This is a genomic window from Priestia flexa, assembly GCF_021441905.1.
In the GTDB taxonomy this organism is placed as follows: Bacteria; Bacillota; Bacilli; order Bacillales; family Bacillaceae_H; genus Priestia; species Priestia flexa.
This window is the reverse complement of record NZ_CP090431.1, coordinates 3,326,923-3,340,154: the sequence shown is the minus strand read 5'-3', so window position 1 is coordinate 3,340,154 and position 13,232 is coordinate 3,326,923. Positions and strand designations below refer to the sequence as shown.

17 protein-coding genes are annotated in these 13,232 nt (G+C 37.1%); 7 read left to right on the top strand and 10 right to left on the bottom strand.

What is annotated here, in order from left to right:
- Positions 1–9 precede the first annotated feature (9 nt).
- Positions 10–1,047, bottom strand: coding sequence for a cytochrome d ubiquinol oxidase subunit II (locus tag LZP85_RS17145; protein WP_206782189.1), 1,038 nt, complete (start codon positions 1,045–1,047; stop codon positions 10–12).
- A gap of 17 nt (positions 1,048–1,064) precedes the next feature.
- Positions 1,065–2,393, bottom strand: a complete 1,329-nt coding sequence (locus tag LZP85_RS17140) for a cytochrome ubiquinol oxidase subunit I (protein WP_119543288.1) — start codon at positions 2,391–2,393, stop codon at positions 1,065–1,067.
- A gap of 154 nt (positions 2,394–2,547) precedes the next feature.
- Here LZP85_RS17140 and LZP85_RS17135 point away from each other — a divergent pair, with 154 nt between their 5' ends.
- Positions 2,548–2,799: a type B 50S ribosomal protein L31 gene (locus tag LZP85_RS17135; RefSeq protein WP_025911905.1), complete on the top strand. Its 252-nt coding sequence runs from the start codon at positions 2,548–2,550 to the stop codon at positions 2,797–2,799.
- A gap of 33 nt (positions 2,800–2,832) precedes the next feature.
- On the opposite strand, the gene LZP85_RS17130 is transcribed toward LZP85_RS17135, so the two are convergent.
- Both LZP85_RS17130 and LZP85_RS17125 read right to left on the bottom strand, forming a co-directional pair.
- The gene (locus LZP85_RS17130; protein WP_206782187.1) at positions 2,833–3,825 is read right to left on the bottom strand and encodes a metal ABC transporter substrate-binding protein; all 993 of its coding nucleotides are present in this window, start codon (positions 3,823–3,825) and stop codon (positions 2,833–2,835) included.
- An 85-nt stretch (positions 3,826–3,910) separates the two neighbouring features.
- Positions 3,911–5,098, bottom strand: coding sequence for a GTP-binding protein (locus LZP85_RS17125; protein ID WP_206782186.1), 1,188 nt, complete (start codon positions 5,096–5,098; stop codon positions 3,911–3,913).
- A gap of 124 nt (positions 5,099–5,222) precedes the next feature.
- Here LZP85_RS17125 and LZP85_RS17120 point away from each other — a divergent pair, with 124 nt between their 5' ends.
- Positions 5,223–5,807: a beta-class carbonic anhydrase gene (locus LZP85_RS17120; RefSeq protein WP_025911908.1), complete on the top strand. Its 585-nt coding sequence runs from the start codon at positions 5,223–5,225 to the stop codon at positions 5,805–5,807.
- Here the strand turns inward: LZP85_RS17120 and yidD are convergent.
- On the bottom strand, positions 5,804–6,025 hold the full coding sequence (gene yidD, locus LZP85_RS17115; RefSeq protein ID WP_206782201.1) for a membrane protein insertion efficiency factor YidD: 222 nt from the start codon (positions 6,023–6,025) through the stop codon (positions 5,804–5,806). The two genes, LZP85_RS17120 and yidD, sit on opposite strands and share 4 nt — an antisense overlap.
- A 167-nt stretch (positions 6,026–6,192) precedes the next feature.
- Here yidD and LZP85_RS17110 point away from each other — a divergent pair, with 167 nt between their 5' ends.
- Positions 6,193–6,666, top strand: a complete 474-nt coding sequence (locus tag LZP85_RS17110) for an S-ribosylhomocysteine lyase (RefSeq protein ID WP_025911910.1) — start codon at positions 6,193–6,195, stop codon at positions 6,664–6,666.
- Positions 6,667–6,759: 93 nt separating this feature from the next.
- On the opposite strand, the gene LZP85_RS17105 is transcribed toward LZP85_RS17110, so the two are convergent.
- Positions 6,760–7,017 carry a hypothetical protein gene (locus LZP85_RS17105; protein ID WP_224840359.1) on the bottom strand — a complete coding sequence of 86 codons (258 nt, stop codon included), beginning with the start codon at positions 7,015–7,017 and terminating at the stop codon, positions 6,760–6,762.
- 183 nt (positions 7,018–7,200) lie between these two features.
- Between LZP85_RS17105 and LZP85_RS17100 the strand changes: the two genes are divergently transcribed.
- The 4 genes from LZP85_RS17100 (at position 7,201) to ytkD (ending at position 9,183) form a co-directional block, all read left to right on the top strand.
- Positions 7,201–7,641: a Dps family protein gene (locus LZP85_RS17100; protein ID WP_076513437.1), complete on the top strand. Its 441-nt coding sequence runs from the start codon at positions 7,201–7,203 to the stop codon at positions 7,639–7,641.
- A 131-nt stretch (positions 7,642–7,772) separates the two neighbouring features.
- A complete protein-coding gene (locus LZP85_RS17095) occupies positions 7,773–8,171 on the top strand; it encodes a phage holin family protein (protein ID WP_119543285.1) in 399 nt (132 codons plus the stop codon).
- 69 nt (positions 8,172–8,240) lie between these two features.
- On the top strand, positions 8,241–8,549 hold the full coding sequence (locus LZP85_RS17090) for a hydrolase (RefSeq protein WP_119543284.1): 309 nt from the start codon (positions 8,241–8,243) through the stop codon (positions 8,547–8,549).
- Positions 8,550–8,709: 160 nt separating this feature from the next.
- Positions 8,710–9,183 carry an RNA deprotection pyrophosphohydrolase gene (gene ytkD / locus LZP85_RS17085; protein ID WP_119543283.1) on the top strand — a complete coding sequence of 158 codons (474 nt, stop codon included), beginning with the start codon at positions 8,710–8,712 and terminating at the stop codon, positions 9,181–9,183.
- Positions 9,184–9,249: 66 nt separating this feature from the next.
- On the opposite strand, the gene LZP85_RS17080 is transcribed toward ytkD, so the two are convergent.
- From LZP85_RS17080 to LZP85_RS17065, 4 genes are all read right to left on the bottom strand, one after another.
- Positions 9,250–10,400 (bottom strand): IS3 family transposase gene (locus LZP85_RS17080; RefSeq protein ID WP_206833833.1). Its coding sequence is split into 2 segments (ribosomal slippage): positions 9,250–10,127 and positions 10,127–10,400, totalling 1,152 coding nucleotides; the frame shifts between segments, so codons are not numbered across the junction.
- Between the two features lie 123 nt (positions 10,401–10,523).
- Positions 10,524–11,327: an ABC transporter permease gene (locus tag LZP85_RS17075; protein ID WP_234561822.1), complete on the bottom strand. Its 804-nt coding sequence runs from the start codon at positions 11,325–11,327 to the stop codon at positions 10,524–10,526.
- Complete coding sequence (locus LZP85_RS17070; RefSeq protein WP_025911921.1) at positions 11,305–12,084, bottom strand: ABC transporter ATP-binding protein; 780 nt, start codon at positions 12,082–12,084, stop codon at positions 11,305–11,307. Before LZP85_RS17070 ends, LZP85_RS17075 begins: the two co-directional genes overlap by 23 nt.
- Positions 12,085–12,086: 2 nt before the next feature.
- Positions 12,087–13,085, bottom strand: a complete 999-nt coding sequence (locus LZP85_RS17065; protein WP_119543282.1) for an ABC transporter substrate-binding protein — start codon at positions 13,083–13,085, stop codon at positions 12,087–12,089.
- Positions 13,086–13,232: the final 147 nt, after the last annotated feature.

Genomic DNA, 13,232 nt, shown 5'->3' with positions numbered 1-13,232 from the left:
TTCTTTAGTTTAATACGGCTTCTTTCCAACATACTTTCGGTTGTCTTTCATAAACAAGCGCCAGAAATAGTAGAATCCAGGGAATAAAATAGCAAATCCTACAATGTACGTGATGAATAATGAGCGAAAAGCATCAGGATGAGTAAATCCTGTTTCGATGGTTACATTCGGATAAATAACATATGGTAAATGACCTTTTCCATATACATAGCTCGCTAAAAAATACTGAAGAACAATCGCAACAACTGCTAGTCTAGGCATTCCTTTTCCTTTTGATGATGGAAGTAAAAGAGCTCCGCCTGCTACTAGGAATAAAAACAAGGAAATAAATAAGATGGGTTTGTCTTCCATCATGTTATTATAAAGCCAAGTGGCTTCCATACGCAGTGTCAGCATAATGAGAATGGCCATGACAAGTGATATAGGACCTGTGATGAGCGCATCTCTTCTATATACCTCATATGCTTCCATTTCATCTGAGGACTTGGAATAATCAGCTAAAAGCAATGAGGATAGAAATAACGAAGAGCTGACAGCAAATCCTATAAAAGCATATACGTTTGGACTGGTAAATACTTTGAGTAAGTTTAGTTTTTCAACTCCATCAATGGTATCGATGTAACCGCCTTGGCTAATTGGTAAAACAGCAATTAAAAACGCTGGAATCAACACGCCTGATAGACCAGAAATATAAACGAGAGCCTTTTGATGGCGAGCTCCCTTAGTATAATTTGAAAATACAAGGAAACCACTTCTAAGTGCTAAAAGCAATAGAATAATACTTCCTGGAATTAATAGAACAGTTCCAAGCGTAAACGTAGCTCCAGGAAAGAAGCTAAATAAACCAACTACAATTGCAACGATAAATACATTCGTTACTTCCCAAGTTGGAGAGAGATAGCGGTTAGCGATGTTTGTAGCATTGGTTTTTTCACGATTAATGTAAACCATTGACCAAAATCCCGCTCCAAAATCCATTGTTCCCATAACAGCATAAATAAAAATAAATCCCCAAATGACCGTGATGGCAAGTAGTGAATCACCCATATTAATTCCACATCCTTTTAGTTCATATCTGCAAGCTCTTTCTCCAATGGATTACGCTTGAAGTAATAAATAAGAACAAGTGAAACAGCAACAACGAGTATAGCGTATACAATTAAAAATAGAGCAAATAAAAATTCTAAATTAGCAGAGGTTGTAACGGATTCAGAGGTCTTCATAATTCGGTAAATTACCCAAGGTTGTCGACCTGTACATGCGAAAACCCAGCCGAATTCTACTGATAGGATGGCCAAAGGACCAGAAATAACAAATGCCCACATTAACCACTTTGGAAAACCACGCTTTTTCATAAATTTATACCAAACAATTCCTAGGATAGATAGTAGAATAAGCAGTGATCCAATCCCTACCATACCGTTAAAAAGAGTATGGATGAAAAGAGGGGGCCAGTATTCTTCTGGAAAATCATTGAGTCCTGCAACAACCGTATCAAAGCGATCATCTGCTAGAAAGCTTAGTGCCCATGGAATTTCAATTCCCCATTTGACGGTTTGAGTTTCACGATCTGTAAATCCCCCAATAGTGAGCGGTGCATAGTCGGTCGTTTCAAATAAACCTTCTGCTCCTGCAAGCTTTTCTGGCTGATATTCATAAAGAAGCTGCGCAGATTCATGCCCATTTAGAGCTGTTAAAAATGAAAATATCCCTCCAACGATTAGCCCCATCATTAGTGCTTTTTGGTGAAAACGATAAAGTCTAGGCTCTTTACGAGAGCGAAGCATCTTAAATGCAGCGATGGATGCAATAACGAAGGCACCCGTCGCATAAGCAGATACAGCAACGTGTCCAGCTGTTGTGATAAAGCTTGGGTTAAAGAAAGCTCCCCACGGATCGACATCTGTAATTTCGCCATTTACAATTCGAAAGCCGGCCGGAGTTCCTTCAAAAGCATGGACGTTTGTAATCAACACAGCTGAAGCTACAGCTCCAATAGCTACAAGTATAAGGCTTACAATTCGCATTGTTCGCGAAATTCGATCAGCTGCATACACGTAGATAGACAAAAAGAGTGCTTCAATAAAAAACGCATAGATTTCAATTTGAAAAGGTAATGACATAACTTTCCCAACAACTTCCATGAAACCTGGCCATAGTAAGGCTAGCTGTACTCCAGCAATAGTTCCTGTTGGGATAGCAACGCCTAGTAAAATTGCTGCGCCTTTTGTCCAACGCTTTGCCATTAGCTCATAATCTTTGTCTTTTGTGCGCTGATAGAGAAGTTCTGCTAATAAAATCATTAAAGGAATTCCTACGCCTAACGTAGCAAAAATAATGTGAACTCCCATGGTCATACCAAACATCGAACGAGCAGTTACTAAATGTTCCATTGAAATACAACCTTTCCAATCAAGTATTGATAAGCCTTATTGTCCACTTTTTACCACGATTTATTCATCAATAAATTTTTGAAACAGAATACTTGAAAATAAGAATCATTACGATATAATAGATGTATATCTTATTAAAGGAGAGGATTATAAGATGAAACCAAATATTCATCCAGACTACCGAAAAGTAGTGTTTATGGATACAAATAGCGGATTTAAATTTCTATCAGGTTCTACAATGCACTCTTCAGAGACAACGGAATGGGAAGATGGTCAAACATATCCATTAATTAAAGTGGAGGTAAGTTCTGATACACACCCATTTTATACTGGTAGACAGAAGTTTGCTGATAAAGGCGGACGTGCAGAGCGCTTCATGCAAAAATACAATATGAAACAAAAATAACTAGCCAATGGGCTAGTTATTTTTTGTTTGTATTTAGTTTAACGCTTTTTGAAGTGTTTCAATGTTTTTATCCATAATTGAGAAGTAATCTTCCTTGTTTGCTACATCATCTTTTGTTGCAGACTCCAGGTTATGAAGGGTAAGCGCTTCTGCACCTACTTCTTTTTGAACAAGCTTAGATACTTTAGGCTCTAAGTTTTGATCGAAAATAAAGTATTTAATGTTATGCTCATTTGCTTCTTTAATAATAGACTGTAGCTGCTTTTGTGACGGCTCATTTGTTGGAGATAAGCCGGCCACACTAATTTGAGTTAAGCCATAACGTTTTTCCCAGTATCCATATGCAGCGTGGGAAACTAAAATTTCTTTGTGCTTTCCTTCAGAAATAGTTGTTTCTAGCTTTTGATCAAGTTCCTCTAGCTGAGCCTTTAAGTCTTCATAATTTTTTTCAAACTCTTCTTTTGCTTCTGGTTTTAGTTCTATTAATTCATTCTTAATGTTTTCAGCTAATTGAATTGATAAGACTGGGTCTAACCAGATGTGTGGGTCCGTATCTCCGTGATCATGAGCGTGTTCATCTTCATGAGCGTGTTCGTCTTCATGAGCGTGTTCATCTTCATGAGCATGTTCATCTTCATCAGAATGCGTACTTTCAGCTAACTCAATACCTTTAGCTGCTTCTACCATAGCCACATCTTCATTTTTTAAGGTATCTTGCGCTTTATCAGCAAAGCCTTCTAATCCAATGCCGGAATAAATGAAAGCATCACCTTTAGCGATTTCTACCATATCCTTTGTTGTTGGTTCGTAAGAGTGAGCATCTACTCCAGGAGGAAGTACACTCTCAACATTTACTTCATCTCCACCAATTTTCTTAGTGAAATCTTGCAGTGGAAAAATAGTTGTATAAACCGTTAATTTATCGTCTTTACTGCTTGCTTGTTCATCTGAATTGTCAGCACCGCATCCAGCTAAAAATGCTGCTGTACCTAATGCTAATGCCATAAATGTAGCTTTAACTTTCATATATATAATTCTCCTTTCGATTACTAGTTACGAACAATGACCTATGTTATTATATCGTAATAGTTACGATTTGAAAACTATAAATTTATGACTGGACCGTGAATTTAGGTAGAGAATCACAGAAAGTCGACCAATCTTGCTGCATTTCTGCATCAGTAAGCAAGCAGTGATCAAGCGTAGAAATGACTTCTTCTTCATTCATTTCCAATCCAATAAAAACTAGCTCGTTCATGCGGTCACCAAATGTATCGTCCCATTTTTCGAGAAGCTCGGGCTCTTCTCTTAATGTCTGTTGCTTTTCAGCTTCTGAATATGCAGCTACCCATTCGCCTGCACCTTGGATCATAATCGATGTTCCAGCTTGTGAAAGCAGTCCTGCCATATCATTCCGTGAAGCTAACCAGAAAAAGCCTTTTGCTCGGACAATATCAACTGGCCAATTTTCAAGCCATGTCATTAACCGTTCTGGATGAAATGGACGCTTTCGTCTATAAACAAAAGAAGAAATGCCGAATTCTTCTGTTTCTGGAGTGTGGTGATCTGTATTTAGCTCCTTGATCCAACCTGCTCCTTGACTCGCTTTTTCAAAGTCGAATAGACCAGTATTTAGAATTTCTTTTAGGTCAATCACACTTTTAATTGTTTGGATAATCTTAGCTTCAGGGTTCAGCTTCTTTAAGACTAACTCCAGCTCTTTTGCGTCTTCTTCTGTCAGTAAGTCGACTTTGTTCAGCAGAATGACATTTGCAAACTCAATTTGGTCAATGAGTAAGTCAACAACTTCACGCGTATCATGTTCATCGTTACCTTCTTTACGATCTAACAAGCTTTCACCGGATGAGAAATCCTCCCAAAAACGATTTCCATCTACTACTGTGACCATCGTATCCAGAGAACATTTTTTTGTTAAATCAATGCCAAGCTCTTCATCGATATACGTAAACGTTTGGGCAACTGGAATGGGTTCACTAATTCCTGAAGATTCGATGACGATGTAATCGATATTTCCTTTATCAACGAGACGTTCAACTTCTTTCATTAAATCGTCTCGTAGCGTACAGCAAATGCATCCGTTTTGCATTTCAACTAATGTTTCTTCAGTACGAGAAAAGCCACCTTGTTTTACTAAGTCGGCGTCAATATTTACTTCGCTCATATCATTGACGATGACGGCTACTTTAAGCCCGTCTCTATTTTTTAAAATATAATTCAATAAAGTTGTTTTACCTGAACCTAGGTAACCACTTAATACTGTAACAGGTACTTGTTTCATTTTGTTCTTCCTTTCTTTAAATAAGAATAGTTACGATTTATGCTGTTACATCATATAAGAATTTTTAGTATAATACAAGGGGAACGATTAAAAAAATTTTTACATAGGAAAGGAAGTAGGAAACATGAGTCTATTAAATGAGATTTTAACTTACAATGAGAAGTTTGTGGAAAATAATGAATATCGCAAATATGAGACAAGCAAGCTGCCGGATAAAAAGATGGTTATTTTATCTTGTATGGACACAAGATTAGTGGAATTACTTCCTCAATCAATGAACTTACGTAACGGTGATGTGAAAATTGTGAAAAATGCAGGGGCACTTGTATCTCATCCTTTTGGAAGTGTCATGAGAAGCATTTTAGTAGCTGTATATGCACTTCAAGCAGATGAAGTATATGTAATTGGCCACCATGATTGTGGTGCAGGAAAATTAGAGCCGATTTCATTTTTAGAAGCTGTAAAAGAGCAAGGGATTTCAGAAGAAGTAATCGATACAATTGAAAAGTCAGGAATTGATTTAAAAAGCTGGTTAAAAGGATTCGATTCGGTTGAAGAAACGGTGCAACATACGACGTCTACAATTCGTAACCATCCTTTATTTGCAAAGCATATTCCTGTACATGGTCTTGTTATTGATCCAGGCACAGGAAAGTTAGACGTTATTGTAGATGGATACGAGTATGTTAAAGAAAAGCAAAATAGCTAATCTTTTTTTACAGATTCTTTTTCAGGCACGGGATCCATACCTCCTGGGTGAAAAGGATGACACTTGGAAATTCGCTTTATCGTTAACCACCCGCCTTTAAAAGCTCCAAATCGCTTAATCGCTTCAACCCCATAATGAGAACATGTTGGATAGAAGCGACACGTAGGAGGTGTGAGTGGCGAAATAACTTTTTGATATACTTTTATAATACTCAGCATGATTTTAGCAAGCACTGATATCACATCTTTCTAAACAGATTCTTTTCTATAAATATATCGAAAAAAAAGCACAGGATGCAAATACCAGGTATATAGTATATTAAATTGATGAAAAAAATCGGAATTAAGTGTATGATAAAAAGTAAGAATAAAAAAGGAGTGATAGCATGCCATCAGTAGAAAGTTTTGAATTAGATCATAACGCTGTAAAAGCCCCTTATGTAAGACATTGTGGTGTACACAAGGTAGGTAGTGACGGCGTTGTTAATAAATTTGATATTCGTTTTTGCCAGCCCAACAAGCAAGCGATGAAGCCTGATGTTATTCATACATTAGAGCATTTATTAGCTTTTAACATCCGTACTCACGTAGAGAAATATGATCATTTTGATATTATTGATATTTCTCCTATGGGCTGTCAGACAGGATATTATCTTGTTGTCAGCGGAGAACCAAAAGTAGAAGAAATTATTGATCTTTTAGAAGACACACTAAAAGATGCAATTACAATCACAGAAATTCCAGCTGCAAACGAAAAGCAGTGCGGTCAAGCAAAGCTTCATGATTTAGAAGGAGCAAAGCGCTTAATGCAATTCTGGTTGAATCAAGATAAAGAAGATTTAGCAAAGGTATTCGGTTAAACTAAAAAAACTCTAGCTTTGACAGCTAGAGTTTTTTTAGTTTAACCATAATGCCGACCTACGTATTTTAAAAAGTTTAGTGTTAGACCATTTTTATAAACTATTCACAATGAGCTGCGCAGCTTGTCTAGCACCAGAAATATTTCTAGCGATCGGTCCCACTTCTAGTTCAGCTAAGGCCCCTGTAACATATAGATTAGGTCCCCATTGTAGTGAGTGAGAAACAATAGGATAGCCACACTCACTGCAATGTAACTTATGCTCATGAATCAAGGGTGTCAGCCACTGCTTTTCAGGTAATGTTTGAACAAAGCCAGTTGCTAAGAAGACACGTATCCAATCGTAAATCAAATGTATCCACCTCTTTAAATCGTAATCATTTCGTTTTTTTTTGTGAAAATGATAATAAAAAAATGGTTCATCGTCAATAGCGGAAGAGTACGAAAAACTTCTAAAAAAATGTTTTAATCAAGGAAAAAGGGGTACTACTATACTAGAGATAATTGAAGTAGAAATCATTAAGGAGTGGGTATTATGTCTAAAGAGTTAACAACAATCGTAAATAAGCAAGTAGCAAATTTTAGCGTGATGTATATCAAGTTACATAATTATCATTGGTATGTAAAAGGCGAACAGTTCTTTACGTTGCATGAAAAATTCGAAGAGCTTTATACAGAAACGGCAACAGTAATTGATGACTTAGCAGAACGTTTATTAGCTCTAGGTGGTAGCCCAGTTGCTACAATGAAAGAAATTTTAGAAATGAGTTCAATTGAAGAAGCACATGGAAATGAAACAGCAAAAGACATGGTATCTGAATTAGTAAAAGACTTCACAACGCTAACAACAGAGTTAAAACAAGGTATGGACGTAGCTGGCGAAGTGGATGATGAGACAACAGGTGACATGCTTCTTGCTATTCATCAAAGTCTAGAAAAGCATATGTGGATGTTAAACTCTTTCTTAGGAAAATAAAAACTTGCGAGCTTCTCGCAAGTTTTTTTATTCCATAAAAGTGTACAAACGATAGCATGTATGAAGAACACTTCTCACTATTTTGCATATGATAGTATGTACCACTATGTAAATAGTTGAGAGGATGAAAAATGAATATGTACAAACTATCCTTGTTATCTTTATCTAGTTTAGGTTCATTTATCTTTTTCTTAGTAGGGGAATGGAATTATTTATTGATGGCTTTAGTAGCACTGGTAGCAGTTGATTATGTCACTGGAACAGTTGCAGCGTTTATTGATAAGAGTTTATCTAGTAAGGTAGGCTTTCGGGGCATTGCCAAAAAGGTTTTTATTTTTGCTCTTGTTATGATGGCTAACTTCATGGACCAAGTATTTTGGCCGGACAATCATTTTATCAGAGATATAACGATATTATTCTATATTTTAAATGAGATGATTTCTATTACGGAGAACGCTGGTCGAGTAGGTCTTCCTGTGCCCGCCGTTATTAAGCAGGCAATTGAGAAATTAAAAAATCAAATTAAATGATCAGTATAAAAGGAAACCATTATACAAATAAGAAAGGTAAGTCAGTATAAAGGAGCTGAATATCTTTCAATGAAAAAAACGTATTATGTATCCCTCGGTTCGGGTGAGATTTCTCAAGTGAGTACGGCATCGGAATGGAATTTTAAAATAAGTGCGACCGATTTGGAAGTAGAGCAACTGCGAGAGCGTTTAGATCAACGTTATTCAGATGATTGGCAAGGTTTCTTTCGAGCTCATATTCCTTATCTAGAATATCATCATGATCGTCAAAATGATGCTTATGATGATATGAATACTCAGCTATATCAAATGTTGTATGAGCTAGGAGATGAGAATGCAAAGGCTCATATTCGCACAATGGGAATTCTACCTTCATAAAAATAATAAAAATGTAAAAGTAGTGCTACTATTAATGATTATTAAGGGCTTTTATCGAGAATATTGGTAGAAAATCCGTTATTTCTATTCGAAAAGCTAAGAGATAGTACTTAAATGTGTGATAAAATAAGGAAAAAATCAAATGGAGTTTGAGTAGACGATGTACACATTTAAGGACGCATACCACAATCAGGTTTTTTTATCGTTTGAGCGCAGTCCGTTTTCAAAAACTCCTCGTCACGTTTGGGTTGTTTGTCGATACGAAGGACAATGGTTGCTAACTAATCATTCTAAGCGGGGGTTGGAGTTTCCGGGAGGTAAATTGGAGCTAGAGGAAACACCGGAGGAAGCGGCAGTTCGAGAAGTATTTGAAGAAACAGGTGGAGAAGTAGAAAATCTCTCGTATATTGGTCAATATAAAGTAGTTAGTAAAGGAAAAACAATTATAAAAAACATTTATTTTGCGAATATCTCAAAGTTAGTCCCAAAAGATGACTATATGGAAACAAAAGGACCGGTTGTTATTCGAGAAATTCCAGAACAAGGAATTCAAAAAAATGCGAAATACAGTTTTATTATGAAAGATAATGTTTTACAGTACGTGATGAAGCATGTAAAGCGCACATTTTTGTAAGAAACAAAGAAGCCCTGTTATCATCGGGACTGACCCCTGTTTTTGAGACAGGAATCAAAACACCTTTTAAACAACCCGTTTTCTGTATTGTACAGGAGACTGGTTGTTTAATTTTGTTTGAATACGGGCATGGTTATAATACGTAATATAGCTTTTGACGGTTTGCTCTATGATGGTAGTCGTAGTGTATGTCAACTCGTCAAGGTAGAACGTTTCAGACTTTAGTGAGGAATGAAACGATTCAATTGAGGCATTATCTGCAGGCGTCCCTTTTCGGGACATACTCATGATAATGCCTTTCTCTTTAATTGTTTGTTGATAAGCATACGATGTGTACACAGAGCCTTGATCACTATGCAACGTGCACCCTTCCGGTAGAGAAGGGAGTTGGTTAAGCGTGTCTAAAACAAACGCGACATTTTGACAATCACCTATGGAATACGCAATAATCTCTCCGTTAAATAAATCTTGAATACTTGAAAGATACAATGGTTTCGGCCCAAAAGGCAAGTACGTAATATCAGTCACGAGCTTTTGAAGAGGGCGTTCAGCTCGAAAGTCACGATTTAATACATTCTCTGCAACCTGATAAGGTTGCCCTGTTCGCTGCCGTTTCTTCCGTTTAACGCGACATTGCCAACCGTATTTCTGCATGGTACGCTGCACAAACTTGTGGTTAATCTTCATGGTTCGCTTGAGTACAGCTGTGATCTTCCGATAGCCATATCGAAACTTGTGTGCACGACATTGTTCACCCACTTGCTGTTCCATCCATTTCTTTCGTGTATCCTGTTGACTATGCTGCTTCCAACGGTAGTAAGTGGACCGAGGAATACCAAGATGGAAACAGATTTGATAAATAGGGATTTGTTCTTTTAACTCTTCCACTAGGTTCACTGCGATTTCTGGTACCACTTCCTTTCCAATTCCTTGTACTTTTTTAAAATCTCGATTTGTTGCTTTAATTGTCGGTTCTCAGTCTTTAACTTAGCTGTCTCGTTTTCAAAATCAGGACCTTTTCCATAGGCATATTGCTTGCCTACTGGCTGTTCCAACCGGTGTACATCCCCATTTTGATACCACTTCATCCATGTTTTTAATTGGGTAGGGTTCCGAATGTTTAGTTGTGATAATACTTCTTTTACAGGTACACCGGCTAACCTCATTTCAATCGCTTTTAACTTTATTTCGACTGGATAACTGACTCTTGTTCCCATAGAAAAAACACCTCCAAGTGATTGTTAGGTACTACATACCCAGTTTTCAACTTAAAGGTGTTTTTTATTTGTCTCACTTTATGGGGTCAGTCCCCATCATAGCAGGGCTTTTTAGTATTAATATTAATGACGCGTTAGTCGTTTTTCTAGATAGGAAATTGCTTGGTACATCCCAGTTGCAAATACAGCAATGAGCAACAAGCTTAAAATAACAAGGGTAAAGTTAAATACTTGGAAGCCATAGATAATCATATATCCAAGCCCTTTAGACGAAACCAAAAATTCTCCAACAATTACGCCAACCCATGATAAGCCAACATTCACCTTAAAGGTTGAAATAATCGCTGGCATTGTAGAAGGCAAAATTGCTTGTTTAAAACAATCATGCTTAGTAGCACCAAAGCTTTGCAGTAATTTCACATAGTTTGGATCGACTTCTTTAAAAGCTGTATAGACAACAATAGCAGTGATGATGACAGAAATGATTGCGCCCATTGTTAAAATGGAAAAGAAACCAGGTCCAATGGCTACAATCAAAATTGGGCCTAGAGCTACCTTTGGCATAGCATTTAAGATAACTAAATAGGGATCCAAAACCTTTGCTAAACGATTTGAATACCATAGCAAAGTTGCTAAAATGATACCACACAGCGTTCCAATAATAAATCCAAGTACTGTTTCAAACAACGTAAAGCCAATGTGTTCTAATAATGAACCATCCCCTGTTTTTTCAATAAACAAATTCCACACTCGGAGTGGAGAGCTGAAAATAAGAGGGTCAATCCACTTGAACGAAGATGCCAGTTGCCATATCCCAAAAAAAGATAAGAAGATAAATAATTGAACCAAACGAATGATTCGCTTTTCGCTATTTACTGCGGATTTGTATTGCTGATGTAAAACATCAGGATTGTGAGGCTGATTCAAGGTGATCCAACTCCTTCCAAATCTCCATGAACAGGTCGTTGTACACAGAGTGTTGTCTAGCTTCAAAAGGAGACAGAGTCTGAAGGATAGGTGGTACGGTGAAAATTCGAGCAATTCTTCCTGGGTTGGCTGAAAATAAAACGATTCGATTGCTCATGGCAATTGCTTCTCCAATATCATGCGTAACGAGTACCGCCGTTTTTTCATAAGTCATTAAGGTTTTTGATACAAGCTCTTCTAACTTTAATTTCGTTTGAAAGTCTAGAGCTGAAAAGGGTTCATCTAAAAGTAAAATACTAGGATTCGTAGCGAGTGTTCTAACGAGCGCCACACGTTGACGCATACCTCCAGATAATTGATGTGGAAAAAAATCTGAAACGCTTTTCAATCCCATTCCTTCTAAGAGCATTAATGCTCGCTGCTCATGTTCCTTTGTAAGGTTACGCTGGATTGTTAGTCCAAGAAGGATGTTGTCTTTTATCGTCTTCCAGGGAAATAAGTAGTCTTGTTGAAGCATATAACCAACTTCTGCTGTAGGCTCTTGAACAAGTTTATTCTTAATGTTTACTTCACCTGAAGTTGGTTTAATTAACCCAGCCAAAATCGAAAGAAGCGTCGTCTTTCCACATCCGCTAGGTCCTAGAAAAGAAATAAATTCTCCTTCTTTAATTGAAAGGTTGATATTTTCTAAAGCTGTGGTGGCTGATTTCATTGTGACATATACGTGGTGGACGTTTGTGATTTGTAAGCCTGACATGGTTACTGCTCCATGACGTCAGTTGCAATTTTTGTGTTGACTAATGTTTTGTGATCAATACGCTTAGGTAGTTCACCAGCTTCATCCATAATGCGTTGAAGGTTTTCCCACTCTTCTTTATCTAACACTGGGTTAGTAGCAAATGAATCTTGGGTTTTATATCTCTCAACAACGGTTTCAATTGTATCGATTGATGTGTCGTCAAAATAAGGAGCGATTGCTTCAGCAACTTCTTTTGCACTGTGCGTATCAACCCACTGCTGTGCATTATAGATAGCTCTTGTAAATTTCTCAGCAGTTTCTGGATTTTCTTTTAAAAAGCTGTCTTTTGACATGAATGTTGTATATGGAACCTTTCCTGACTCTTCACCAAAAGAAGCAACAATGTAACCTTTTCCTTCTTTTTCAAAAATACTGGCCGTTGGCTCAAATAGTTGGACATAGTCGCCAGTTCCAGATGCAAAGGCACTTGAAACGTTAGCAAAATCAATATTTTGAATAAGTGTTAGATCGTTTTTAGGGTCAATATTATGTTCTTTTAAGACGTACTCTCCAACCATTTGTGGCATGCCACCCTTACGCTGTCCTAAGAATGTTTTTCCTTTTAACTGGTCCCATGAGAAGTTATCAACTTTTTCACGTGCTACTAGAAATGTGCCATCCGTTTGCGTTAGTTGCGCAAAGTTAATAATGGGATCATCAGAACCTTGTGCAGCGACATAGATTGAAGTTTCTGAACCAACTAATGCAACATCTATGCCATCGGATAAAAGGGAAGTCATCGTTTTGTCTCCGCCCCAAGTAGTTTTTAATTCTACGTTTAATCCTTCTTTCTCAAAAAAACCTTTTGATATAGCTACATATTGGGGAGCATAAAAGATGGATCTTGTTACTTCTCCTACGCGAACAGTTTCAATTGAGCTTTGTTTACCACAGCTCATTAAAGTGAAGGTTAAAATACAAATAGTGATGATGGACAGCAGCCATTTTATTTTTCGCATGGTATTTCCTCCTAACGTTAAAATAAGATTGTAAATCAATTATGATGAAACATAGTAATAGGCCAATATGTGGAGTAGGATTGATAGCGTGACTTTTTCTACAATAATATATGATAATGGATAAAATAGTGTGAACGCCTGGTTAAA